Genomic DNA, 23,284 nt, shown 5'->3' on the forward strand with positions numbered 1-23,284 from the left:
GCTACAAGCTGTGCTCCAGCATCAGCCGCAGCGATGAGCTACCCGGCGTGGCGGTCATGCTGTCGCGGCGACCTTCCTCATCGGCATACGACAAGCCCTGCGTTTGCCGCTGATGCAGCAGATTGGCCAGCGACAGCCGTAGGCGCGTCTTGCCATCGGGCTGCCACAGGGCGTAGGCGTCCAAGGTGCGGCGCACACCGGTGTAACTGCCGGCCTGCGCATCCTGCCGCGCCCAGCCACCCGTTTGCAGATGCACATTGCCGCCCACGCTCGCCAGGGCCGACAGGCGGTAGTCCACTCCCAGGTTCAGGGTGGCCGGCACCTGGCTGGCCAGGCGGTTGCCCGGTCCCGGCACCGCCTCGACCGTCGACCAGTTGCGCGCGGCATTGGCGCGAAGGTCGATCTCGGGCGCGCCGACAAACCAGGTACGCAAGGGAAACTTCAGGTCCATCTCGATGCCGCGCACCTGCGCCACGCCGTTGTTGAAGGGGCTGGTGATCCATACACCATCCTGTAAATACAGATACTGCACAGTGACGTCGCCGATACGCCGCGCGAACGCCGACATGCTGGCCACGCCGCTCTTGCCAAAATAATGTTCATAGGCCACGTCGAGCCCCCACGCCAGTTCCGGGCGCAAGGCGGGGTTGCCCTGGAAATCCGGATTGGTGGCGCTGTTGGCATTGTTGACGGTATAGCGGCGCGGCACCAGGCTGCGCGTGGTGGGCGCCTTGTAGGTGCGCGCCAGCGCCAGGCGCAACTGGTCGCGCGCGGTGCCGGGCAGCTTCCACAGCAGCTGCGCCACCGGACTCCAGACGCTGGAGCGCGTTTGTACTTCGCGCAAGGTGCGCCCTGCGGTGGCGGTGCGCAGCCCTTCCCAGCGCACGCCCGCATACATTTGTACCTGCGTCGTCATCTCCCACTCATCCTGCGCAAACACGGCCAGCCGAGCCACGTCGGCCGTATAGTCCTCGTCGAGCGCATACGGTGGCGTGCTATCAAAGAAGGTGTCGCGCTGGCGGCGTGCTTCGCTGCGGCGGATCGCGCTGCCATCCCAGCCCACGCTCAAGGCATGGCCTGCCGCCAGGCGTGCCAGGTATTTGCCGGTGCTCGTCACGCTGTCATCGATGGCGTCGGACACCACGGCGCGCAGCAGCAGCGGCGCATTATCACCGCCATTGCCGTGAAAGGCGTAGTCCGTGTCGCGCCGGTTGTGGTTCACGCCCAGCTTGCTTGTCAGCTTGCCGGCCGCGCCGAACGCATGCACCCAGCTGATATCGCTGCGCGCCGAAAAAATGCGCGCCTGCGACGTGATGCGGTTGCGTGGATAGTCGCTTGCTGGCCCCTGCGTTACGGTTTCAAACGAGGCGCCGTCGAAACCGGTGCGATACCAGTCCAGCAAACTCAGCCAGGTAAGCGTGTCGCCATTATCCAGCGTCCAGTTCAGGCGCGGCGTGAGGCTGGCCTTGTTGACGAAAGAGGCATTGCGCGACTGCATGCGGCGCAAGGCCAGCACTTCGCCCTGTGGACCAACCGCGCGCTCGGTCGTCAAGGGTGAGGTATCGTCCGCCGTGCGGTCCAGCGCGCTAGTGACCGCATACGCAAACCCGGGCGACTTGTCGGCCAGGCGCAGCGAGGCGGACGGGTTCCAGCGATCATCGACCCGGCCGGTGCCCAGCTTCCACTCGCGCTCGGTGCGGCTGGCGCCCTTGCGCAATACCAGATTGATGCTGCCGGCCACCGCCTGCATGCTGTATTCGGCCGTCGCGCTGCGCATGATCTCGATGCGCTCGATCATCTCGGGCGCCATAGCCTCGATGGAAAAGCCGGGTGGCGCCGGGTCGCCATTGATCAGGATCTGCGTATAGCCGGCGCCCAAGCCCCGCATGCGCACTTCATTGCCGACGACCGATACGCCCGGCTGGCGTTTCAGGACAGCGGCGAGATTGTTGTCGCCATACTGGCCGATATCATCGCGGCCGATAATGATTTTGGCCGCCGTATCGGCTTCGCGCTGCGCCGTGCCGCTGGCGGCGGACACTTCCACTTTTTGCAGCGCGTTATCGTCGGCGCAAGCCATGCCGGAGAGCAGCAATAACGCTAGGGGGCAATACCTGAAGTTGCTGCGCATAAGGCCTGTTCTACACGACGTGAGGGAGCGCGCAGTGTAGAGGATTTGACAAGACTAAGCCAGCTTGTTATTCGAGCTTGCTGGCGGACAGTGTATTCAAAATGTGTGGCCTATCGGCTAACATGGCAGAAACTCACTGATAAGCAACTGATTTCGCATGCAAACCAAACCGGATATTCCAACTCTACAACTGCGCACGCTGATCGACGCGGCCGCCCTCGAACGCATGGCGCCCGAGCTGGAAGAGGTGTTCCTCGCCAGGCTGCTGGCGAACCGGGTGCGCGGCGGCGTCGAGCAACGGCTGCAGGCCAGCGAGCGGCAGATGCACGAGGCGTTTGCGCGGTCGCCCAGGCTGCACGCCTTGACCGTATGGGCCAGCGGGCTTGGCCTGTTGATCGCACTGGCCTTTGCAGCGCGTGGCGGCCTGGTTCTGCGCGGCCATCGGCTCGATATCATTTTTCTGGGGTTCTTCGGCGTGATTCTGGCCCTGCTGGTGCTGCTGCCGCGCGTGATCGTCTGGCAACGGCAGCCGTGGGAAAAACTATGGCGAGCGATCGCGCGGCGCATCGTCAACAAACAGCTGAAAAGCGCGCGGGCGCTGGCGCCGTTCGAAGCGCAATACGATTTTGACGGCAGGCAGGTCACCTATACGCGCATCACCAGGGCGTCCAGCATGGTCAGATGGACCCGCATCCTGGCGGAACAAGGAATTTTCGGCAACGGTTACACCCTGTTCCTTGATCCCGCCCCTTCGCTGAAGTGCGTGCTGCTGTTGCACGCACCCGATGCGCGTTTCGAACAAATGTTCGCTCAGTGCCCGCCGCCCAGGTAGGCCGCAATCACCTTCGGATCGGTTTTCAGGCTCTCGGCCGGCCCGTGCACGGAAATGCTGCCGTTTTCCAGCACATAGCCGTAATCGGCCACGTTCAGCGCGGCGGCGGCGAACTGTTCCACCAGCAGCATGGTCACGCCCTCGCTCTTCAGGCGGGTGATAATGCGGAACACCTCCTCGACCAGGATGGGCGCCAGACCCATCGACGGTTCATCCAGCAGAATCACTTCCGGGTTCAGCATCACGGCGCGCGCCATCGCCAGCATCTGCTGCTCGCCGCCAGACAGGGTGCCGGCCAGCTGGTGCTGGCGTTCTTTCAGGCGCGGAAACAGTTCCAGCGCCTTTTCCAGGTCGCGCTTGATATCGCCCTTGGGACGCGCCCGCGTAAAGCGGGGAAACGCGCCCAGCAGCAGGTTGTCGGTGACCGACATCGAGGCGAACACGCGCCGCCCTTCCGGCGAATGGGCCAGTCCGGCGCGGGCGATCTTGTGCGAGTCGAGGCCCGTCACGTCCTTGCCGCCCAGGGTGACGCTGCCCGATTTGGGCTTGATCATGCCGGAAATGGCGCGCATGGTGGTGGTCTTGCCGGCGCCGTTCGAGCCGATCAGGGTCACCAGCTTGCCCTTCGGCACCTCCAGCGAAATGCCGTGCAGGACTTCGACTTTGCCGTAGGCGGCGTGCAGGTTATTGATGGTCAGCATGGTGTTCCTCTCAGTGCGCCACAGGCGCCAGGGTTTCGTCGCTGCCGCCCAGGTAGGCTTCGATCACTTTCGGATCGCTTTGCACCGCGCTCGGGATGCCTTCGGCAATCTTCTGGCCGAAGTCCAGCACGGTCACCACGTCGGACAAGGCCATCACCACGTCCATATGGTGCTCGATCAGGATAATGGTGATGCCGTGCTCGCGGATCTTGCGGATGATTGCCATCAGCTCCTTGATATCGGGCGCGGTGAGTCCGGCGGCCGGCTCGTCGAGCAGCAGCAGGCGCGGATTGAGCCCCAGCGCGCGGCCGATTTCCAGCAGCCGCTGCTTGCCGTACGGCAGGTTGCGCGCCCCCTCATTGGCCAGGTCCGCCAGGCCGACGAATTCCAGGATGCTGGCGGCCCGCGCGCGCGCCGCCTTTTCCTCACGCCTGTAGCGCGGCGTCTGCAGCATCACGTCCAGCACGTTCGAATGAAAGGTGTTGTGCAGGCCCACCAGCACGTTTTCGGTGGCCGTCATTTCGCCGAACAGCTGCACGTTCTGGAAAGTGCGCGCCACGCCGCCCAAGGCAATTTCGGACGGCGTACGGCCCGAAATCACGGCGCCGGCGAATTCCACCTTGCCGGCGGTCGGCTTGTAGATGCCGGTCAGCACATTCATCATGGTGCTCTTGCCCGAGCCGTTGGGACCGATCAGGCCGTGGACGGAGCCTTGCGTGACGTTCAGGTCAACCTGGTTCAGCGCTTTCAGGCCGCCGAACTGCATCAGCGCCTGGTCGACCCGCAGCAAGGTGGCACCCTGCTGTCCACCCTGGGCATGGTCGAACGGCGCCACGCCACTGGCAGCCACCGCTTGCACATGGCGCCGCCCCTTGCCGACAAAGCTCATCAAAAAGCCGACGATGCCGTCCTGCAAGTAGTACACGACGAACAGGGTCATCAGGCCGAAGATGGTCAGCCGCCAGTCGACCATGTTGTCGAGCTTGTAGGAAAACGCGGCCAGGCCGATGGTGGCGATCACCGGCACGATCACGCCGCGCACGGTGGTGCGTTTCCTGGCCAGCATGAAGGCTGAACCAATCACGCCCAGCACGGCGGCGGCCACCGCAATCTTGCGGAACAGTTCGATATCCGACAGCAGGCTGGGCAGCATCACGACGATCAGCGCGCCGATCAGCGAACCGGAGCGCGTCTTGCGCCCGCCCATGATCACGGCCAGCAGGAACAGAATGGTCAGCTCGAAGTTGTAGGTATTGGGCGAGATATATTCTTCCGAATACGCATACAGACTGCCGGCCAGGCCGGCGAAACCGGCGCTGATCACGAAGGCATACACCTTGTAGCGGTACACCGACACGCCCATGCAGTCGGAGGCGATCGGGCTGTCGCGCAGCGCCTCGAAGGCGCGCCCCAGGTTCGATTTCAGGATGCGGTGCACGACGATCAGCGAGATCACCATCAGCGCCGCCACCATATAGTAGTACTCGACCTCGGACAGTTTATGGCCGAACATCGACGGCTTGTGGATCTTGATGCCCATCGGGCCTTCCGTCAGGAAGCTCATTTCATTGATCAGGATTTGCACGATGGTGCCGAAGGCCAGAGTCACCATCGCCAGGTAGGGCCCGGTCACGCGCAGGGCCGGCAGGGCCAGGATGGCGCCGAACACGGCCGCACCCACGATGCTGGCGGGCATGGCCAGCCAGAACGGCAGGCCCAGCTTGAACACCAGCACGCCGGTGGCGTACGAGCCGATGCCGAACAGGCCGGCGTGGCCCAGCGACACCTGGCCCGTGTAGCCGACCACGATATCGAGGCCGAACAGCAGAATGGCGTAGATCAATATGGTTTCGGCCAGGTGGATATAGTAGGGATTCGGGATAACGACCGGGAACAGCGCGAGCACGGCCAATCCCGCCGCGCACAGCGCCAGCTTGGTGAGTTTGTTCATGGTTCCCTCAGACTTTCTTGATCGCGGCTTTGCCGAACAGGCCGGACGGCTTGATGGCCAGTACCAGCAGCAGCAACAGCAGGCCCGGCACTTCCTTGTAGCCGGTGGAGATGTAATAACCGGTGGTGGTCTCGGCAATGCCCAGGATCAGGCCGCCGACGATGGCGCCCACGCCCGAGGTCAGGCCGCCGATAATCGCCACCGCAAACGCCTTCAGGCCCAGCGAGGCGCCCATGGTGGCGCCGGTCAGGGTCAGGGGCGCGACCAGCACGCCGGCAAACGCGGCCGTGGCGGACGACAGCGCATACGAAAACGTGATCACCATGCCGGTGTTGATGCCCATCAGCCCGGCCGCGTCGCGGTCGTTGGCGGTGGCGACCACGGCCTTGCCGTAGATCGACTTGCGGTTGAACAGCTCGACCGCCAGCATGATGGCCAGCGCGCCGATGATCACGGCCACCTGCATCTGCTGCACATTGGCGCCAAATAGCTGGAACGGCGCGGAACTGAGTGGCGAGGGAAACATCAGGTCATCCTTGCCCCAGATGTTTTCCGCCACATTCTTGAAGATGATGGCCAGCGCGATGGTCGACATGATCCAGCCGAATTCGGACTTGATCTTGATCGCGGGGCGCACGCCGATCCACTCGACGAACACGCCCTGCAGCGCGCCGAAGGCGATCACGATGGGGATCATCAGCAGGTAACTCATGTAGGGGCCGCCGTGGATGCTGCCCACCAGGGACAGGCCGACGAGCGCGCCCAGCATCAGGGATTCGCCCTGGCCGAAATTGAGCGTGCCGGAAGTGGCAAAGGTGAGTTGGTAGCCAAAGGCGATGACGGCGTAAATCATGCCCAGTGCTACGCCGCTGAAGACTAGCTGCAGGAAGATTTCCATGGTATTCCCCGTGTGGCGGCAGGGAGCTCACTGCCGACGGACGATAAAAGAATGGCCAGGCTTGAGTCACTCGGGAGAGTTACTCAGGGCTGGCCACAGGGCAAGTCAAGCGCGGCGTGCTTATTTCGCCTGCACCACCTTGCCATCCTTGACTTCGCCAAACACGGTCAGGTCGGCGGTGATCGCCTCATGGTCGGTCTTGCTGAACGGTTTATCGTAGGTGGTGACGGCGCCTTCCACTTTTTCCGTCAGGTTTTCCAGCGCGGCGCGCACTTTCGGGCCGTCCGTGCCGCCGGCCTGCTTGAAGGCGGCGGCCAGCAGGTAGATGGAATCGTAGCCTTGCGCCGCCGACACGGCCGACGGCATGCGGCCGCCCGACGGTTTGTAGGTGGCCACATAGGCGTCGATAAAGGCCTTGCGCTTGGGCGTGCTGGCATCCTGGATAAAGGTTTGTGGCATGCGCGTGCCGTTGCCGTTCTTGCCGGCGTTATCGATGAAGTTGCCCATGGCCAAGGTCCAGCTGCCGATCAGCGGCACTTTCCAGCCCAGTTTTTCCATGCCGTTGGCGATCTGCGCCAGTTCAGGGCCGATGCCGTAGGTCAGCACCACTTCCGCGCCCGCCTGTTTCGCCTTCAGCAATTGGGCCGTCATGTCGACGTCCTTGATATTGTATTTCTCGACCACCACCGCCTTCAGGCCTTTTTTATCGAGCGCTTTTTCCAGGTCTTCGCGGCCCAGCTGGCCGTAGTTGGTGGAGTCGGCCAGGATTGCCACTTTCTTGAAGTTGCGGCGCGTGACGGCTTCCTCGACGATCATGTGCGACTGGATCTGGTCGTTGGCGGCGTTGCGGAAGATATAATTTTCAGGCTGGTCGGCAAACTGCTTGGTGACGATGGAGCCGGTGGCCACATTGTTCATCACGGGGATCTTGGCTTCCTGGTAGAAGCGCTGCGAGGCCAGCGCCACGCCCGTGTTGATGTAACCGACGGTGGCTGCGACTTTTTCCTTGTTGATCAGTTCCTGGGCGATCTGCACGCCGCGTTCGTTCTTCGCTTCGTCGTCGCGCTCGATCAGCAGCAGCGAGCGGCCCAGCACGCCGCCCTTGGCATTGATTTCCGCCACGGCCAGCTTGACGCCGTCGCGCATCGACACGCCCATCGGCGCGGAACCGCCGGTAAACGGACCGGACACGCCGATCTTGATGGGGTCGGCTGCCACGGCCGCTTGCGAGAAACCCAATACCAAACTTGCCACGAGCAATTTCTGTTTGAACTTCATTTTGTCATCTCCTCTGATACAACGTTTTTGAGCCACTTATTTTTATAGTCGTACGCTGGATAACCGCCCCATCGATAAATCATTGTAGGGTAGTAATGTGGCACCAGCAACAACTACATATGACGCGTCGCAACATATCAAAAACAACATATTTCGCCGTTGGCTGTCAGTATTCTGTAAGGAATCTATGACGCAAACCGGGCGGACTGGAGCTCTCGAAACGATCTGATCTGGCGCAAAGTCACGCCATGCGGCCATGCTAAGGTCAGCCATGCCAGCGCCCGTGCGCGGGCTTGTCCACCTGGAGGCCGTATGCAATCCCCTTCATTTTTAACGTCACGCCCCGCGTCGGCCGGCCTGCTGGCGGCCTTGCTGCTGAGCGGCTGCGCCAGCAATCTCGCGCCGGTGCGCAGCGTCGGCGAGCAGACGCAAAAACTGTCCGCCGCGGCCCACCCCATGCTGGCCGGCGCCGCCGACAGCTGCATGGCCAAGGCCATGCGCCAGCAACTGATCATGGCAACCCGTTTCGACGCGCAAGGCAGCGAACTGGCGGCGCGCCAGCGCTGTATCCTGGAAGAGGAAATGAGTCCGCGCCTGGTGGCGCTGAACGAGGTACTGATCGCCTATGGCAAAGTACTGGTCGACACTGCCGACGACAAAGTGTCATCGTACAAGGAACAATTCAAGGGCCTAGGCGATGCGCTGGGTGGACTGGAACAGCCGGGCGCAGGCGCGCCTGTGCTGGACGCTGGGCAGCTGTCGGTGGTGATGAAACTGGCGCAATACCTGAGTACGCTGGCAACCCAGCGCATGCAAAAAGCCAGCCTGCGCGAGCTGCTGGCGCACCAGCAAGCCGTCGACATCACCAGCAACGCGCTCAAGAATTACGCGCTCAATATCCACCTGCCCAATCTGCGCGAGGAGGCGCGCGAAGTGGACCAATTGCGCGGCGCCGTCGGCGCCATGTCAGGCGCGGAACCGTTGGCGGCCAACTATGTCGGCACCCATTTGTACCAGGAGCGCAAGCTGCTGGCGCAGCGGCAGGCGGCCGCCACCGCCTATGCGCAGGCGATCGACGCCATGCAGCAAAGCCTGGCCGGCCTGGCCAGCCACCTCGACCATCCGCAGGATCCGCAATGGCAGGCGCAGGTCGACACGTTTGCGCAGCGCGTCGCGGTGCTGGAACGCGAGGCCGCCCTGCCCTCGCCCGCGCGCTGGTAACTGACAGGAGAACCCCATGGCCACGCCCCTAGCCTTGACGAAAGAAGAAACGTATATGATCGCCGACAGCCTGGCCCAGGCCTCGAGCCTGGTGCTGGACTTGCGCATCCGCCAGCGCGCCACCTTGTCGCAGGAAGAACAGCAGCTGCTGGAAAAACATGAAAATCACCTGGACATGCTGGTGTCGCTGTTTCGCGCCTACGGCATCTATCTGATCACCGAGGATGCGCAGCAAGCCAGCAGCGAGCTGATGCAGGCGATCGACAAGGGCAAGGCCAGGCTCAAGCGCATTACCGACATCAAGGCCGGTATCGAGACGGCGGCCAGGCTGGTCGACCTGGGCGCCGCCATCCTGTCGCGCGATCCCGTGGCGCTGGTGGAAGCGGCCGCCAGTCTGCGCAGCAAGCCGAAGAAAGACGACGCGCCAGCCTGATTAAGGCTCCGGCTGGCGGTGCCCCATCGCGTGTTCCGCCATCTTGAAGTACAAGGCGGCCTGCTTCTGGTCGCGCGCATGGCCCATCGTTCCCTCCTGCAAGGCGATGGCCTTTTGCATCAAGGCCTCCGGGTATTCCAGCGCGCAGGCAGCGTCGAGCCAGTGGCGCGCCTGGTCCATATCACTGCTGGCCAGCATGTTTGCCGCGATAAACATGGCCGGCGCCACCTGCCGCCGCGCCGCCAGCTCCAGCCAGCGCAAGGCGGCAACGCTGTCCGGTTCGCCGCCCATGCCGTTCTTGAGCATCAGCCCCAGGTAATAGGCAGCCGCGCCGCTACCCTGCACGGCCGATTGCTCGAACAGCAATCGCGCCTGCGCTGCGCCGCTTGAGCCCGAGCGCATCAGGATTTTGGCTTGCACCACTTGCCCGGCCACATCGACCGCGTTTGCAATGGGCGCGGCGATCAGCATCACCGCAGCAAATATCACCGAGGCAAGCGATGCCTTGAACCTCACTTCGACAGATCGAGCTGGTACAGCGCAAAGCCCTTGCCCGCGCCATCATCGGCTTTCAACAAGGTCACATTGTCGATGCCGGCCGCTTGCGCCAGCTCCAGCACCTTGGGCGCCGTATGGAACACCACCGGGCCCCTGGTGGTGGCCTTGGCAAAGCGCCAGCTGCGCGCCGCGCCGTTTTTCGCGCGCGTCAGCTGCTTTTCCTGCGTGATATAGGCGATCAGCAATTCGCGGTTGTTGTCGGGCGAAGCGAGCACCGTCTTGCTGCCGTCCAGGCCGGGAAAATTGCCGCCGCCGCTGGCGCGGTAGTTATTGGTGGCGATCAAGAATTCCTGTTGCAGGTCCACCGGTTTGCCTTGGTAAGTCAAGCGCTTGATGCGCTGGCCGGGCGTCTGCGTCACGTCGATCTCGTAGCTGATATCTTTGCTCGTGATGGTATCGAAGTTGTAGCTGGGATGGGCTGTATTGATCAGCTCCTGCGGCCCCATCTTGTTGGGGTCGATGGTATTGAAACGCTGGGCCGAATGTTCCAGCCAGGCCTTCAGTTCCGCGCCCGTCATCTTGACGCCGTACAGGGCGTTCGGATACAGGTACAGGTCAGCCGCGTTATTGAGCGCCACATTGCCGGCCTTCACATCGGTAAAATCGGAGACGCCGGCCGAGCCGCTCTTGAACGGCGACGACATCGACAGCACCGGCAAGTTCGCGTATTGCGGCAGATTGGCTTTGACATAGGCGGCCAGATAGCTTGTTTGCGCCTGGTTGACCACTTCGATGGCGCTGATATCGCCCACGTCGGCGAAATAGGTCGACATGCGGAAGTCGGTCGAGCCGACCGGCGTCTGCACATAGGCGATGGTGGCCGCGTGTTCGACGGCGACCAGTTTGGCGATCGCCGGATCGGCCTGGACATAACTCTTGTCGGCGTTCTGGATGCCGCGCGCCTCGACCGTCGTTTGGGTTTTGTCGATCACCCACTGCTTGCCATCGTGCCGCAGGCGCAGGCCGATCACGCCCAGGTGCTTGCCCCACAGATTGGCCATCACGGTCGGCACGCCATTGACCAGGCCACGGGCCTTGTCAACGCCAGGCAGATTGAATTGCGGCACGGTGCTGCTGGCGTTCGGGAACAGCTGGTGCGAGTGGCCGATCAGCATGGCGTCCACGCCCGGCACCTGCGACAGATAATAATTGCCGTTTTCCATGGTCGGCGAGTAGGGGCTGTTGTCCAGGCCGCCGTGCGAAATGGCCACCACCAGCTCGGCGCCCTTGGCGCGCATTTCCGGGATGAATTTTTCCGCCGTCTCGCGCACGCCCTGGGTATACACGCGCCCTTCCAGCCAGCGCTTGTCCCACGACATGATGGTCGGCGGCGCAAAGCTGATGATGCCGACCTTGACGGTACTGGCAATCATCTTGCCATCGGCGCCCATCGCCGTAATTTTCTTGTCGATAATGTGATACGGCGCAAACAACGGCTTGCCGCTTTTCACGCTGTAGACATTGGCCAGCACCTGCGGAAACTGCGGCCCCGCGCAGCGCGGCTTGGCCGCATCGACGCTGTCGACGTCGAACTGGTTGCCCGTCACCTGGCTCAGGAAGGCCAGGCCGTAATTGAATTCATGGTTGCCGATGCCGCCGCCATCGACCTTCAGCAAATTCATGGCCTTGTAAATGGCCAGGGTCTGGTCGCAGGCCAGCGGTTTGACCAGCGCCTGGTAGTCGGCCAGCGCCGTGCCCTGGATGGTGTCGCCATTATCGAGCAGCAGGTTGTTCGGAAACTCGCTGCGCGCCTGCGCGATCAGGGCCGCCGTGCGTTCCAGGCCGATCGACGGCTCGTCCTGCAGCTTGTAATAGTCATAACTGAGCACGTTGGCGTGCAAGTCCGTCGTTTCCAGCAGGGCCAGGGTGGCGGTGCTGCCGGCCGGGGTGGAGGCCGGCAAGGTGCTGCAGGCAGCCAGCAGGACGGGAGCGATCGGGAGTATGAGCAGGCGCAAGGCAGTCGACATGGGCAGGGGCAGAATAAGTAAAACTGGCCATCATACGCGCCGCTCCCCTGGCACGCAATCGATGCGCCCAAGCATGGCGAACCGGCGCGCCGCAGGAAGGCAGATGGTGGATCTCTATCGGAAGTTCATCGATACGGCACTCGCCAAGGCCATCACCGGCAATCCGGCGCTGGCCTTCCTGATGCTGGGCAGCCTGCTGTTCTTTGCCAGCACGCGCGAACTCGTCATTTTCAATGTCGATATCGCTCCCTATCTGACCGACCTGGGCCGTACCATCGTGATTGCCGGCGTGTTTTCCGTGATTCTCAAGTCGGTGCAGTTTTCGGCCGTGTTTCGCGACATTATCATGGCCGCCATTTACAACCCGGCCCATATCGATGATGAACCCTTGCTGCTGAAAAACTGGCGGCTGATTACCGACGCGATTTTCTCCAGGTGGCTGCCAGCGCACTACCCGCGGCCGACCAGCTTGCTGAACAGCCGCTATATCGACAGCAAGGCGGACTACCACTTTACCGACTTCCAGATCCAGTACGATATCGATGTCCAGGCCGATGGCAAGGGCAGCGTGAGCAATACCTTGAAAGCCGACATCTTGCTTGCCCCCAAGCGCAAACAGCCGGTATTTGTGCAGACCATCGAAGGTGATGGCCCCACCAAACTGCTGTGGCTGCGCATCAATGACAAGACCTTCGAAACCTATGATTTCCAGGTCCTGCCGAATGATACCCGTACCAGGAAACTGACCCTGGACCTCGCCGAGCACATCAATCCGCATACCGGCAGCGCGCGCCTGGAACGCGCCTTCAAGACCGAGCAGAACGTGCACAGCGAACCGTTCATCAACGCCACGCTCACGCGTTTCATCAATGGCGCGGTGATCAAGACGCGCATCAGCAAGGGGTATCATATCCGCTTTATCAATGACAGCATCGAAATGGCCAATGACGATCCGGTGGCCGATACCGACGGCTATCTGCGCTGGGTGCTGGCGGTACCGGGCAAATTGCTTTTGCCCGGACAGGGGTATACACTGGTGATCGTCAAGGAATAAATCTCAAGGAGCTTGTCATGAAACTGGCGACCAAAGAAACCATCTGAACCTGGCACAGGATGCCTGCCAACATGGCAAGGCGGTTCTGTCGCATCAGCTTGATTGCCCCGGTGCTGCGCGCATCGGGCAAAACGCGGCCCGCATGTCTTGCAGGCGGGCGCCGCGCCTCTCCGTGCCCCCTCCGTGTACCGATCCCATCATCGATCCCATCGCCAGTATCGGCATTATCATGCATGATTAATTCTTGTGCGCCGCTGTGCGACGGCCGGCTTGTGTCCGCTCTAGCGTATAATGTGAGGTTTGATTACACTACTAAAAGACCAAAATCATGGAAGCCGAACGCATCAATATCATCTCCGCCCTGCTCTCCGACCTGACGGTCCGCGAAGCCGAACTTCGGAGGTATCTTTGACTTCACTGTCAAGTCGGAGAAACTAGAGCAAGTCAACGAAGAACTGGAAGACCCCACCGTCTGGAACGATCCCAAGCGCGCCCAGGATCTTGGTAAAGAGAAGAAGGCGCTGGAAGCCATCGTCTTTACCCTGACCAAGGCCGACGCAGACCTCAGCGATACCAAAGACCTGTTCGCCATGGCCCGCGAAGAAGGCGACGACGAGACGCTCGAAGCGATCGAAGGCGACGTGCAGGACATCCTCAAGGTCATCGAAAGCATGGAGTTCCGCCGGATGTTCAACAATCCGATGGACCCGAACAACTGCTTCATCGACATCCAGGCCGGCGCCGGCGGTACCGAAGCCCAGGATTGGGCCTCGATGCTGCTGCGCCAGTACCTGCGCTATTGCGAACGCAAGGGCTTCAAGGTTGAAATCCTGGAGCAATCCGACGGCGAGGTCGCCGGCATCAAGACCGCCACCCTGAAGGTCGAGGGCGATCACGCCTATGGCTTCCTGCGCACGGAAACCGGCGTGCACCGCCTGGTGCGCAAGTCGCCGTTCGACTCGGCCAATGGCCGCCATACCTCGTTCACGTCGCTGTTCGTGTATCCGGAAGTCGATGACTCGATCGAGATCGACGTCAATCCGGCCGATATCCGCGTCGATACCTACCGCGCCTCGGGCGCCGGTGGTCAGCACATCAATAAAACCGACTCCGCCGTCCGCATGACGCACGCGCCGACCGGCATCGTGGTGCAGTGCCAGAACGACCGTTCGCAGCACCGCAACCGCGCCGAAGCGATGGAAATGCTGAAAGCCAAGCTGTACGAACACGAACTGCGCAAGCGCATGAGCGAACAGCAGAAGCTGGAAGACTCGAAGACCGACGTGGGCTGGGGCCACCAGATCCGCTCCTACGTGCTGGACCAGTCCCGCATCAAGGACTTGCGCACCGGCTTCGAGACGGGCAACACCAAGGGCGTGCTCGATGGCGACATCGACGAGTTCATTTCCGCTTCCCTGAAACAAGGCGTTTAAGAATGACTGCTTCTCAGCGTGCTCTGATCTTTGACATGGATGGCACCATCGTCGACAACATGGCCTTCCACACCAGGTCGTGGCTGGCGTTTTTTGAACGCCGCGGCCACGTGATCGACCCCGATGCGTTTTTCCTGGCCACGGCAGGACGCCAGGGCCATGAAATCATGCGCAGCTACCTGGGCGAAGATGTCGACCATGTCAGCCTGAACGCCGAGAAGGAAGCGCTGTACCGCGAACTCTACGCGCCACACCTGGCCACCGTGCCGGGTTTCGACGCGCTGATCGCCAAGGCCGCCGCCGCTGGCGTCAAGCTGGTGGTGGGCACCGCCGCGCCGAACGAGAACATCGTCTTCACGCTCGATGGCCTGGACCTGCGCAGCAAGTTCGACGCCATCGTCGGCGCCGCCGATGTTGCGCGCGGCAAGCCGAACCCGGACGTGTTCCTGGCCGGCGCGGCAAAAGTGAACGTACTGCCGGAAAACTGCATCGTCTTCGAAGACGCGCCGCTGGGCGTGGAAGCGGCGCGCCGCGCCGGCATGCGCGCGGTGGTGCTGACCACCACCCTGCCCGCCTCGGCATTTGCCGAATTCGACAATGTGATCCGCATCGCCGCCGATTTTTCCGAACTCGATCTCGACGCATTGTTCGCCAGCACGCCTGCCATGGCAACCCCCATTTAATCAACAAGAACAGACCACAATCATGACCACGGACATCCAAGAACAAGCCGCCGCCCCCGATGAAAACAAGATCATCGCCGAGCGCCGCGTCAAGCTGGCCGCCCTGCGCGAACAAGGCATCGCCTTCCCGAACGATTTCCGCCCTGAACACAAGGCGGCCGATCTGCACGCGCAATACGGCACCAAGACGCGCGAAGAGCTGGAAGCCGAACCTGTCACCGTGGTGCTGGCCGGCCGCATGATGCTCAAGCGCGAAGCGGGCAAGAAAGCCGCGTTCGCCACCCTGCAGGACGCCTCCGGCGCCAAGGCCGATGGCCGCATCCAGATCTACGCCACCCTGGACCTGACCGGTGAAGCGGCGATGGCCTCCCTGCACCACTACGACCTGGGCGACATCCTGGGCGTGACGGGCACGCTGTTCAAGACCAAGACCGACGAACTGACCATCAAGGTGAGCGAACTGCGTTTGATCACCAAGTCGCTGCGCCCTCTGCCGGACAAATTCCACGGCCTGGCCGACCAGGAAACAAAATATCGCCAGCGCTACGTCGACCTGATCATGAACGAAGAGACGCGCCGCACCTTCAAGGCCCGTACCGCCGCCATCTCGTCGATCCGCCGCTTCATGGAAAAGAACGAGTTCATGGAAGTGGAAACGCCGATGCTGCACACCATCCCCGGCGGCGCGGCGGCCAAGCCGTTCGTCACGCACCACAATGCGCTGGACATGGAAATGTATCTGCGCATCGCGCCCGAGCTGTACCTGAAGCGCCTGGTGGTGGGCGGCTTTGACCGCGTGTTCGAAATCAACCGCAACTTCCGCAACGAAGGCGTGTCGATCCGTCACAACCCGGAATTCACGATGATGGAATTCTACGCGGCCTATACCGACTACAAATGGCTGATGGACTTCACCGAAGCGGTGATCCGCCAGGCCGCCATCGATGCCCACGGCACCGCCACCCTGACCTATGGCGGCCGCGAACTGGACCTGGCAAAACCGTTCCACCGCCTGACCATCGTCGGCGCCATCAACAAGTACGCGCCGCACTACACGGCGGAGCAACTGGCTGATGCGGCCTTCATCAAGGAAGAGCTGAAGAAATTCGGCGTGAAGCCGTTCGCCACCGCCGGCCTGGGCGCGCTGCAACTGGCGCTGTTCGAAGAAACGGCCGAGGCACAGCTGTGGGAACCGACCTACATCATCGACTATCCGGTCGAAGTGTCGCCGCTGGCGCGCGCCTCCGACACGGTGGCCGGCATCACCGAGCGTTTCGAGCTGTTCATGGTCGGCCGCGAAATCGCCAACGGCTTCTCCGAGCTGAACGACGCCGAAGACCAGTCGGCCCGCTTCCTGGCCCAAGTGGCCGCAAAGGACGCCGGCGATGAAGAAGCGATGTTCTACGACGCCGACTACATCCGCGCGCTCGAATACGGCATGCCGCCGGCTGGCGGCTGCGGCATCGGCATCGACCGCCTGATGATGATCATCACGGACTCGCCGAATATCCGTGACGTGCTCTTGTTCCCTCACCTGCGCCGCGAAGAATGATGATGAACACCTGAAAAATCTACTGCGCGTCGCGATTTGCGGCCTGCGATGCTCACTGTGCTATAGCACAGCTGCGCTTCTTAGCCGCAACTCCCATCCGCTCGCTACGATTTTTCAGGCGTTCGATACTTCACTGCAAAAAAGCCGCCTGATCGCAAGATCAGGCGGCTTTTTTACACCACCAGCAATATCCGGATGATCGGGTTTATTGAATCACGGTATAGCACGGCACATACGCCGTGCCCGCCAGCTTCATGCGGTGCTGCGCCACGAACGAGGCCAGCAGCGAGTCCATCGGACCCATGATGTCCTTGTCGCCGTGGATCTCGAAGTTGCCATGTTTTTCGATCGAGCGGATGCCGTCGTCCTTGACGTTGCCGGCCACCACGCCCGAGAACGCGCGGCGCAGCTGGGCGGCCAGCAAGTGCGTGGCCTGGTTCTTGTGCAGGCTCAGGTTGCGCATGTTTTCATGGGTAGGATGGAACGGCTTCTGGAACTCGTGGTCGATTCTCAAGAGCCAGTTGAAGTAATAGGCGTCGCTGTGCGCCTTGCGGAATTCGCGCACCTGCTTGATGCCTTCCAGCATTTCGCGCGCCACCAGTTCCGGGTCGTCGATAATGATCTTGTAGCGCTGCTGCGCTTCCGGGCCCAGCGTGTCATGGATGAACTGGTTGATCTGCACAAAATATTCGCGCGAGGTTTCCGGCCCCGTGAAAATCAGCGGGAAAGGGATCTCGGCGTTCTCCGGGTGCAGCAGGATACCCAGGATATACAGGATTTCTTCGGCCGTGCCGGCGCCGCCCGGGAACACCACGATGCCATGGCCGGCGCGCACGAACGCTTCCAGGCGCTTTTCGATGTCCGGCATGATCACCAGGTCGTTGACGATGGGGTTGGGCGATTCGGCGGCGATGATGCCCGGCTCGGTGATGCCCAGGTAGCGGCCGTTGTGCAGGCGCTGCTTGGCGTGGCCGATGGTGGCGCCCTTCATCGGACCCTTCATGGCGCCCGGACCGCAGCCGGTGCAGATATCGAGGCCGCGCAGGCCCAGCTGGTAGCCCACTTCCTTCGAATAATTGTATTCGGCGCGGTTGATCGAATGGCCGCCCCAGCACACCACCAGGTTCGGGTTGAGCTGGGTCTGCAGCACATTGGCGTTGCGCAGGATGTGGAACACGGCGTCGGTCACGCCTTCCGTGCTGTGCAGGTCGAATTTCGGATTGCCGGTCACTTCATCGCTGACGAAGATAATGTCGCGCAACACGGCAAACAGATGCTCGTGGATGCCCTTGATCATCTTGCCGTCGACAAAGGCGATCACGGGCGCGCCCTTGATGTCGAGCTTGATGCCGCGCTCGCGCTGGATAATCGAAATCTCGAATGATTCATAGCGCTCAAGCAAGGCGCGGCCATCGTCGATGGTGCTGCCGCAGTTCAGTACCGCCAGCGCGCAGCGGCGGAAGGTGTTGTACAGGCCGCCCTGGCTGGTGTCGAGCAGTTTGTTGACTTCGGTCTTGGAGAGCACGTCCAGGCGGCCTTCCGGTGAAACCAGAGCATCGATAACGTCGTGTTCCATAATGCGAAAAATCCCTTTAAAAATCGATCCTCGGATGTGTTGCAGCCTCAATATACGACAAGTCAGCCCGCTTGTGCTGCACCTTGAAAAAAACGCCGGCGTGCTTGCTTGTCCGCAAACCGGTTTGACCAATATGAAACAGTCATTCTTGCTAATGCAAATCGAAACCTTCGCTCAGCGCAATTTGTAGATTAGAATGCGTGCCTATTGGAATTCCCGTGCGGCTGCTACTTCACAAGAGTGTGGTGCGCATGCCGTCTTCCATATGGTTGTTTTATCGATTGACTATAATAATTTTCAGGAGGAACCGCATGAGCGGTGCGACTACGCCCAACAAGGAAGCCGTAATTCCCGAGTTCAAGCAGATCATGGGCCATCCTAGCCCACTGTGGATGTTGTTCATGACTGAATTCTGGGAGCGCTTCGCGTTCTACGGAGTTCGCTGGGCGCTGGTCCTGTATATCGTTGCCCAGTTCCATGGTGGCGATGCGTCGGGACAGGCTGCGGCCAACCTTACCTATGGTTCCTTCCTCGCGCTGGTGTATGCCGGCGCCCTGTTCGGCGGCTATATCGCCGACCGCGTGATCGGCTACCAGCGTTCCATCCTGCTGGGCGCCGTGTTCATGGCCGCCGGCCTGTTCTGCATCGCCGTGCCGAACCAGGATGTCTTCAACCTGGGCCTGGCCACCATGATTGTCGGTAACGGCATGTTCAAGCCGAACATCTCGACCATGGTCGGCAAGCTGTACACGACCGCCGATCCGCGCCGCGACAGTGGCTTCACGATCTTCTACATGGGCATCAACATGGGCGCCATGGTCGCTCCCGTGTTCACGCAATGGCTGGCCGAATCGATCTTTGGCACCGGCGGCATGCCGTCGTACAAGGTGGTGTTCATGGCAGCCGGCGTCGGCATGCTGATCAGCCTGGTTTGGTTCTATATCGGCCGCAACGCACTCAAGGGCATCGGCGCGCCGGAAGCGCAAGCGGCCAACCCGATGCGCGTGGTATACGTGGCGCTCGGTTGCCTGTGCGTGATACCCGTGATGTACTTCCTGCTGACCGTTGGCGCCGCCAACCTGCAGATCGTGCTGACCGTGCTGTTTGTTGGCCTGGCCATCATGCTGATGGTCGAAGGCATCCGCAACGGCAAGGTCGCGCGTGACAAGACCATCGCCATGCTGGTGATTTTCGCCTTCAACATCCTGTTCTGGATGTTCTTCGAACAGGCTGGCAGCTCGTTTACCTTCTTGGCCGAGAACATCGTCAACCGCGACCTGGGCTTCTGGATCTTCCCGACCGCCTACTTCCAGAGCGTCAATTCGGTGGCCATCATCGTCTTCGCACCGATCATCGCCGCCGTCTGGGTGTTCCTGGCGCGCCACAACGTCAACCCCTCGATCCCGCGCAAGTTCGGCCTGGGTTTGCTGGGCAATGCAATCGCCTTCGGCCTGCTGATCTTCGCACTGTCGAGCCTGGTTGGCGCCGACAACAAGATCCCGTTCTGGACCCTGTTCATGGTCTACGTGATCCAGTCGATCGGCGAGCTGTGCCTGTCGCCGATCGGCCTGTCGATGGTCACCAAGCTGGCCCCGGTACGCCTGGTCGGCATGGGCATGGGCGGCTGGTTCCTGTCGACCGGCATCGGCAACAACCTGTCGGGCATCTTCGCCAGCCACGTCAGCGGCGATAGCGGCATGACCGCCAATTCGGCACTGGCCGGCTACACCTTCGGCTTCTGGTCCCTGCTGGGCGCCGGCGTGCTGCTGTTCCTGATCGCACCGCTGATCAACAAACTGATGCACGGCGTGAAATAATCACGCAACGCCTCAACCGGACGGCGGCCTGCGGGCCGCCGTTTTTTATTGCCGGGTACAATACCCGCTCCCGGCCCCGTCCAACAAACACCATCGAAACCTATGTCCAGCATCTCCACCACCTCCCCTCTTTCCGACGACGAATACACCGAACTCGATACCCTGCTGGCCAGGCCAGAACTTGCAGGACGCGCGATGGACGTGTCGATGCTGGAGGGTTTCATCACCGCCGTGGCCCTCAGCCCGAACCAGCTTGCCAGCACCGTCTGGCTGCCGTGGATCTGGGACCATACCGGCGGCAACACCGCCTCCGCGCTGGATGACGCGGCCACCGCGCGCGCCGAAGCGCTGGCGCAGCGCCACTTCGAGTACATGGTCGAATGGCTGGCAAAAGACCCCGACAGTTTCGAGCCGATCTATGAATGCGGCCCCGAATGGAGCGTGCCCGGCTGGTGCGCCGGCTTCCTGCTCGGCACGGCGCTGGACAAGGCGCAATGGGCGTCGCTGGCCGTCAGCCACCCGGACTACCTGGCGCCATTCAGGCACCTGGCCGTGGCCACCGAGTTGGACGATGAAACGGCCGAAGCGGCGATGGATGGCGTGATTCCTTCGGTGATCGCCATCAATGCGGCCTGGGCCCGCCAGCGCCATTTGAAAAGCCAGGCCCACAGCCAGGCCGGCAGCACGGTCTTGCGTGACGTGCCGAAGACGGGCCGCAACGACCCTTGCCACTGCGGCAGCGGCAAGAAATACAAGAAGTGCTGCGCCGACGGCGCGTGAGGCGTGTAAAGGCCCAAGCCAGAGGGACAACTAAAATGTTCCATGCGCGCCTTTTGTGACAATGTGTGAGTATTTATACTTTGCAACTGTGTATAGTAAAAAGATTGTTGAAATGCAACAATAATCATTTTTTATTACGACAGGAATCCCATGGAAGAGCGCACTTTTTTTGAACAAGGCGATGTCAAGGTCACCAATGCCCGCTTCATCAGCAAAGGCCAGACCTACGCGATGCGCAACGTTACCTCGGTCAAGCCGTTCGAGCAGAAACCGCCACGCGCACTGGGCGTGATCGTTGCCTTGATCGGTTTGGGCATCATGTTTGCCAGTCCTTTCTTCGGCCTGCTGGTGCTGGCGGCCGGCCTGGCTGTCCTGTTCCTGATGAAACCGATCTACCATGTGCTGCTGGCCACTTCCTCGGGCGAAACGCGGGCCCTCAAGACCAAGGACCGCAACTACGTCAACCAGGTGATCCAGGCGATCAACGACGCCATGGTGCACCGCGCCTGAGCACCAGTGTTAGCGTAAGCGCCGCAACGCCGCCGCTGTTGTAGAATCGGGGAACGCTCCATGTGGAGCGTTCCCCGAGCCACTTTCAGGCGCTGCCGCCCTCCGTCGACCATTGCGCACTCTACTCTCTTCCCTGCTGCGCTTTCTCGGCCGCCACCTGCTCCAGTTCCTGTTGTTCGTCGCCCTGCTCGCCACCGGCCACGTGCTGCTGGAACAGGCGCGGCAGCTCAAGGCCGACCAGGTCCGGCTCGACACCATGCGTGGCGCCGAACGCCAGACTGGCGCGGCAAGGCAAACGCTGGTCCTGGCTGGGCAGGCGCGCATCAACGGCCTGCGCCGTGCCTCGGACGACGCCATCCTGGCCCGCCTGGCCCGGATCGACCTCGACCTGCGGCAAGCGCCCCCTTCTTTTTCCTTCGGACTGGCGCTGTCCGATACTGCCGGGCTGGGCAATGCCATTGCCGGGCAGGCGGAACGCCGCATCGAGATCGAACTGCTGAAACAGGAACGCGCTTACCTGCAAACGCTGCGCGCCGCGCTGGGCGCGGAAAACGCACGCCAGGCTTTGGGGCGCCTGCATCGCGAACACCACCGCGCGTATCGGCAACTGATGGATAACCTGGCACGGCAGGAGCGGCTGCGGCAGGCCCATCCATTGCGGGTCCATCTGCCGGGCAGCGCAGAGCAGGCGGCGATGGCCGCCCTGCAGACGGACGAAACAGGCTTGCGGGCCGCCAATCTCGACGCCTACCGGCGCCACGCGGCACAACAGGCACGCGTGCTGGCGCTACCGGCCGGCACCACCCCCGGCCCCTTCCAGCCCGACCAGCAAGGTCTCGACGCCGCGCTGCAGGACCTGGCAGGCGAAATCGCCCGCCTCGATGGCAAGCTGAGCAACAATATATGGCGCGCTGCGCGTCAATTACTGTCCGACTACGGCCCCACGGCTTCCCTGCTGGTGCTGTCCGCCATCCTGACACCGCTCGCCATCAAGGCCTTTTTTTACTTTGTACTGGCGCCACTGGCGTCGCGCCTGAAACCGCTGGCCATCGCGCCCGGGCTGCGTCCCGGCGCAGCCAGCGTGCCTCCGCCGCCAGCCGGCCAGCCGCGCATCTCCGGCGTCTCGCTGGCCTTGCCCCTGCATCCCGGCGACACCATGGTGATTCACCCCGCTTATCTACAATCGTCGCCGATCGGCACGCGCAAGCGCACGCAGTGGCTGCTGGACTGGTCCTATCCCTTCACCAGCCTGGCCGCCGGCATGGCGGCGCTGACCCGCATCACCAGCACGCAACCGGCGTCGGTGACGCTGTCGGCCAGCGACGATCCCTTGATGGAAGTGGCGGTGCTGACCCTGCCCGAAGGCGCGGCGCTGGTACTGCAACCGCGCGCCCTGGTGGGCCTGGTTTTTCATGGCGCCCGGCAGCCCGCCATCAGCAGCCACTGGCGCCTGGCCAGCCTGCATGCCTGGCTGACCTTGCAATTGCGTTTTATCGTTTTTCGCGGCCCCGTCACCCTGATCGTGCACGGCACGCGCGGCGTGCGCATGGAGCCGGCCGGCCAAGGCCGCAGCATCAGCCAGGCCGCCACGCTGGGATTTTCCACCGGCGTGCTGTATTCGACCACGCGCAGCGAAACCTTCATCCCCTACCTGCGCGGCCAGCAGGCGCTGCTGAACGACCGTTTCGACGGCGACGGCATCTACCTGTACGAAGAAACCCCACGCCACGGCAAGCAGCCGGGCAAGGTGGGCAGCTGGTTCGAGGGGTTCACGGATGCGATTTTAAAAGTGCTCGGGATCTGAATACCGCTGTCCGGTTTTGAGCGGGATGAAAAAAACTAGGTCAGCACATTTAGCTCATCGCACAGTTTCTCCAGTCCCGCCAGATAGTGGGCGGGATCCTTGCGG

General features: G+C 62.0%; 19 protein-coding genes. 11 read left to right on the plus strand and 8 right to left on the minus strand.

Features of this window, described 5'->3' with window-relative positions:
* Nucleotide 1: 1 nt before the first annotated feature.
* Nucleotides 2-2,131 carry a TonB-dependent receptor plug domain-containing protein gene (locus ACP7B7_RS17760; RefSeq protein ID WP_426077511.1) on the minus strand — a complete coding sequence of 710 codons (2,130 nt, stop codon included), beginning with the start codon at nt 2,129-2,131 and terminating at the stop codon, nt 2-4.
* A gap of 157 nt (nt 2,132-2,288) precedes the next feature.
* On the opposite strand from ACP7B7_RS17760, the gene ACP7B7_RS17765 reads away from it, so the two are divergent.
* Nucleotides 2,289-2,963 (plus strand): hypothetical protein, encoded by a 675-nt coding sequence (locus tag ACP7B7_RS17765; RefSeq protein WP_426077512.1) that lies wholly within the window; start codon nt 2,289-2,291, stop codon nt 2,961-2,963.
* Here ACP7B7_RS17765 and ACP7B7_RS17770 read toward each other — a convergent pair.
* From ACP7B7_RS17770 to ACP7B7_RS17785, 4 genes are all read right to left on the minus strand, one after another.
* The gene (locus ACP7B7_RS17770) at nt 2,942-3,664 is read right to left on the minus strand and encodes an ABC transporter ATP-binding protein (RefSeq protein ID WP_426077513.1); all 723 of its coding nucleotides are present in this window, start codon (nt 3,662-3,664) and stop codon (nt 2,942-2,944) included. The genes ACP7B7_RS17765 and ACP7B7_RS17770 overlap by 22 nt on opposite strands.
* Before the next feature lie 10 nt (nt 3,665-3,674).
* On the minus strand, nt 3,675-5,615 hold the full coding sequence (locus ACP7B7_RS17775) for an ABC transporter permease subunit (RefSeq protein WP_426077514.1): 1,941 nt from the start codon (nt 5,613-5,615) through the stop codon (nt 3,675-3,677).
* 7 nt (nt 5,616-5,622) lie between these two features.
* The gene (locus ACP7B7_RS17780; protein WP_308921614.1) at nt 5,623-6,513 is read right to left on the minus strand and encodes a branched-chain amino acid ABC transporter permease; all 891 of its coding nucleotides are present in this window, start codon (nt 6,511-6,513) and stop codon (nt 5,623-5,625) included.
* Nucleotides 6,514-6,633: 120 nt separating this feature from the next.
* Entirely contained in the window at nt 6,634-7,791 is a 1,158-nt protein-coding gene (locus ACP7B7_RS17785) for an ABC transporter substrate-binding protein (RefSeq protein ID WP_308921615.1), read from the minus strand.
* A gap of 312 nt (nt 7,792-8,103) precedes the next feature.
* Here ACP7B7_RS17785 and ACP7B7_RS17790 point away from each other — a divergent pair, with 312 nt between their 5' ends.
* Nucleotides 8,104-9,012, plus strand: coding sequence for a hypothetical protein (locus tag ACP7B7_RS17790; protein WP_426077515.1), 909 nt, complete (start codon nt 8,104-8,106; stop codon nt 9,010-9,012).
* Nucleotides 9,013-9,028: 16 nt separating this feature from the next.
* Nucleotides 9,029-9,445, plus strand: a complete 417-nt coding sequence (locus tag ACP7B7_RS17795; protein ID WP_426077516.1) for a hypothetical protein — start codon at nt 9,029-9,031, stop codon at nt 9,443-9,445.
* Here the strand turns inward: ACP7B7_RS17795 and ACP7B7_RS17800 are convergent, their stop codons facing one another.
* Nucleotides 9,446-9,934 (minus strand): tetratricopeptide repeat protein, encoded by a 489-nt coding sequence (locus tag ACP7B7_RS17800; RefSeq protein WP_426077517.1) that lies wholly within the window; start codon nt 9,932-9,934, stop codon nt 9,446-9,448. It lies immediately after the preceding gene.
* A gap of 23 nt (nt 9,935-9,957) precedes the next feature.
* Nucleotides 9,958-11,970 carry a bifunctional 2',3'-cyclic-nucleotide 2'-phosphodiesterase/3'-nucleotidase gene (locus tag ACP7B7_RS17805; RefSeq protein ID WP_426077518.1) on the minus strand — a complete coding sequence of 671 codons (2,013 nt, stop codon included), beginning with the start codon at nt 11,968-11,970 and terminating at the stop codon, nt 9,958-9,960.
* A 103-nt stretch (nt 11,971-12,073) separates the two neighbouring features.
* Here ACP7B7_RS17805 and ACP7B7_RS17810 point away from each other — a divergent pair, with 103 nt between their 5' ends.
* The 4 genes from ACP7B7_RS17810 (at nt 12,074) to lysS (ending at nt 16,692) form a co-directional block, all read left to right on the plus strand.
* Nucleotides 12,074-13,024: a hypothetical protein gene (locus ACP7B7_RS17810; RefSeq protein ID WP_426077519.1), complete on the plus strand. Its 951-nt coding sequence runs from the start codon at nt 12,074-12,076 to the stop codon at nt 13,022-13,024.
* Between the two features lie 328 nt (nt 13,025-13,352).
* Nucleotides 13,353-14,457 (plus strand): peptide chain release factor 2 gene (prfB, locus tag ACP7B7_RS17815; protein WP_426077520.1). Its coding sequence is split into 2 segments (ribosomal slippage): nt 13,353-13,433 and nt 13,435-14,457, totalling 1,104 coding nucleotides; the frame shifts between segments, so codons are not numbered across the junction.
* A 2-nt stretch (nt 14,458-14,459) separates the two neighbouring features.
* Nucleotides 14,460-15,140 (plus strand): HAD family hydrolase, encoded by a 681-nt coding sequence (locus ACP7B7_RS17820; RefSeq protein ID WP_426077521.1) that lies wholly within the window; start codon nt 14,460-14,462, stop codon nt 15,138-15,140.
* A 22-nt stretch (nt 15,141-15,162) separates the two neighbouring features.
* Complete coding sequence (gene lysS, locus ACP7B7_RS17825; protein ID WP_426077522.1) at nt 15,163-16,692, plus strand: lysine--tRNA ligase; 1,530 nt, start codon at nt 15,163-15,165, stop codon at nt 16,690-16,692.
* A gap of 205 nt (nt 16,693-16,897) precedes the next feature.
* On the opposite strand, the gene ppnN is transcribed toward lysS, so the two are convergent.
* Nucleotides 16,898-18,268: a nucleotide 5'-monophosphate nucleosidase PpnN gene (gene ppnN / locus ACP7B7_RS17830; protein ID WP_308921624.1), complete on the minus strand. Its 1,371-nt coding sequence runs from the start codon at nt 18,266-18,268 to the stop codon at nt 16,898-16,900.
* Nucleotides 18,269-18,579: 311 nt separating this feature from the next.
* Between ppnN and ACP7B7_RS17835 the strand changes: the two genes are divergently transcribed.
* The 4 genes from ACP7B7_RS17835 to ACP7B7_RS17850 all read left to right on the plus strand — a co-directional run bounded on the left by ACP7B7_RS17835 (nt 18,580) and on the right by ACP7B7_RS17850 (nt 23,179).
* Entirely contained in the window at nt 18,580-20,085 is a 1,506-nt protein-coding gene (locus tag ACP7B7_RS17835) for a peptide MFS transporter (RefSeq protein ID WP_308921625.1), read from the plus strand.
* A 102-nt stretch (nt 20,086-20,187) separates the two neighbouring features.
* A complete protein-coding gene (locus tag ACP7B7_RS17840) occupies nt 20,188-20,865 on the plus strand; it encodes a UPF0149 family protein (RefSeq protein ID WP_426077523.1) in 678 nt (225 codons plus the stop codon).
* Nucleotides 20,866-21,015: 150 nt separating this feature from the next.
* Entirely contained in the window at nt 21,016-21,375 is a 360-nt protein-coding gene (locus tag ACP7B7_RS17845) for a DUF6232 family protein (protein WP_426077524.1), read from the plus strand.
* A 112-nt stretch (nt 21,376-21,487) separates the two neighbouring features.
* Entirely contained in the window at nt 21,488-23,179 is a 1,692-nt protein-coding gene (locus ACP7B7_RS17850) for a hypothetical protein (RefSeq protein ID WP_426077525.1), read from the plus strand.
* Nucleotides 23,180-23,284: the final 105 nt, after the last annotated feature.

The organism is Janthinobacterium sp. PSPC3-1 (genome assembly GCF_049896105.1).
Classification (GTDB): domain Bacteria; phylum Pseudomonadota; class Gammaproteobacteria; order Burkholderiales; family Burkholderiaceae_D; genus Janthinobacterium.

Coding starts and splice junctions, on each gene's coding strand:
- ppnN (WP_308921624.1), bottom strand. CDS start 18,268: ATGGAACACGACGTTATCGATGCTCTGGTTTCACCGGAAGGCCGCCTG.
- ACP7B7_RS17845 (WP_426077524.1), top strand. CDS start 21,016: ATGGAAGAGCGCACTTTTTTTGAACAAGGCGATGTCAAGGTCACCAAT.
- ACP7B7_RS17810 (WP_426077519.1), top strand. CDS start 12,074: ATGGTGGATCTCTATCGGAAGTTCATCGATACGGCACTCGCCAAGGCC.
- ACP7B7_RS17785 (WP_308921615.1), bottom strand. CDS start 7,791: ATGAAGTTCAAACAGAAATTGCTCGTGGCAAGTTTGGTATTGGGTTTC.
- ACP7B7_RS17835 (WP_308921625.1), top strand. CDS start 18,580: ATGAGCGGTGCGACTACGCCCAACAAGGAAGCCGTAATTCCCGAGTTC.
- ACP7B7_RS17770 (WP_426077513.1), bottom strand. CDS start 3,664: ATGCTGACCATCAATAACCTGCACGCCGCCTACGGCAAAGTCGAAGTC.
- ACP7B7_RS17765 (WP_426077512.1), top strand. CDS start 2,289: ATGCAAACCAAACCGGATATTCCAACTCTACAACTGCGCACGCTGATC.
- lysS (WP_426077522.1), top strand. CDS start 15,163: ATGACCACGGACATCCAAGAACAAGCCGCCGCCCCCGATGAAAACAAG.
- ACP7B7_RS17760 (WP_426077511.1), bottom strand. CDS start 2,131: ATGCGCAGCAACTTCAGGTATTGCCCCCTAGCGTTATTGCTGCTCTCC.
- ACP7B7_RS17790 (WP_426077515.1), top strand. CDS start 8,104: ATGCAATCCCCTTCATTTTTAACGTCACGCCCCGCGTCGGCCGGCCTG.
- ACP7B7_RS17805 (WP_426077518.1), bottom strand. CDS start 11,970: ATGTCGACTGCCTTGCGCCTGCTCATACTCCCGATCGCTCCCGTCCTG.
- ACP7B7_RS17795 (WP_426077516.1), top strand. CDS start 9,029: ATGGCCACGCCCCTAGCCTTGACGAAAGAAGAAACGTATATGATCGCC.
- ACP7B7_RS17775 (WP_426077514.1), bottom strand. CDS start 5,615: ATGAACAAACTCACCAAGCTGGCGCTGTGCGCGGCGGGATTGGCCGTG.
- ACP7B7_RS17820 (WP_426077521.1), top strand. CDS start 14,460: ATGACTGCTTCTCAGCGTGCTCTGATCTTTGACATGGATGGCACCATC.
- ACP7B7_RS17840 (WP_426077523.1), top strand. CDS start 20,188: ATGTCCAGCATCTCCACCACCTCCCCTCTTTCCGACGACGAATACACC.
- ACP7B7_RS17780 (WP_308921614.1), bottom strand. CDS start 6,513: ATGGAAATCTTCCTGCAGCTAGTCTTCAGCGGCGTAGCACTGGGCATG.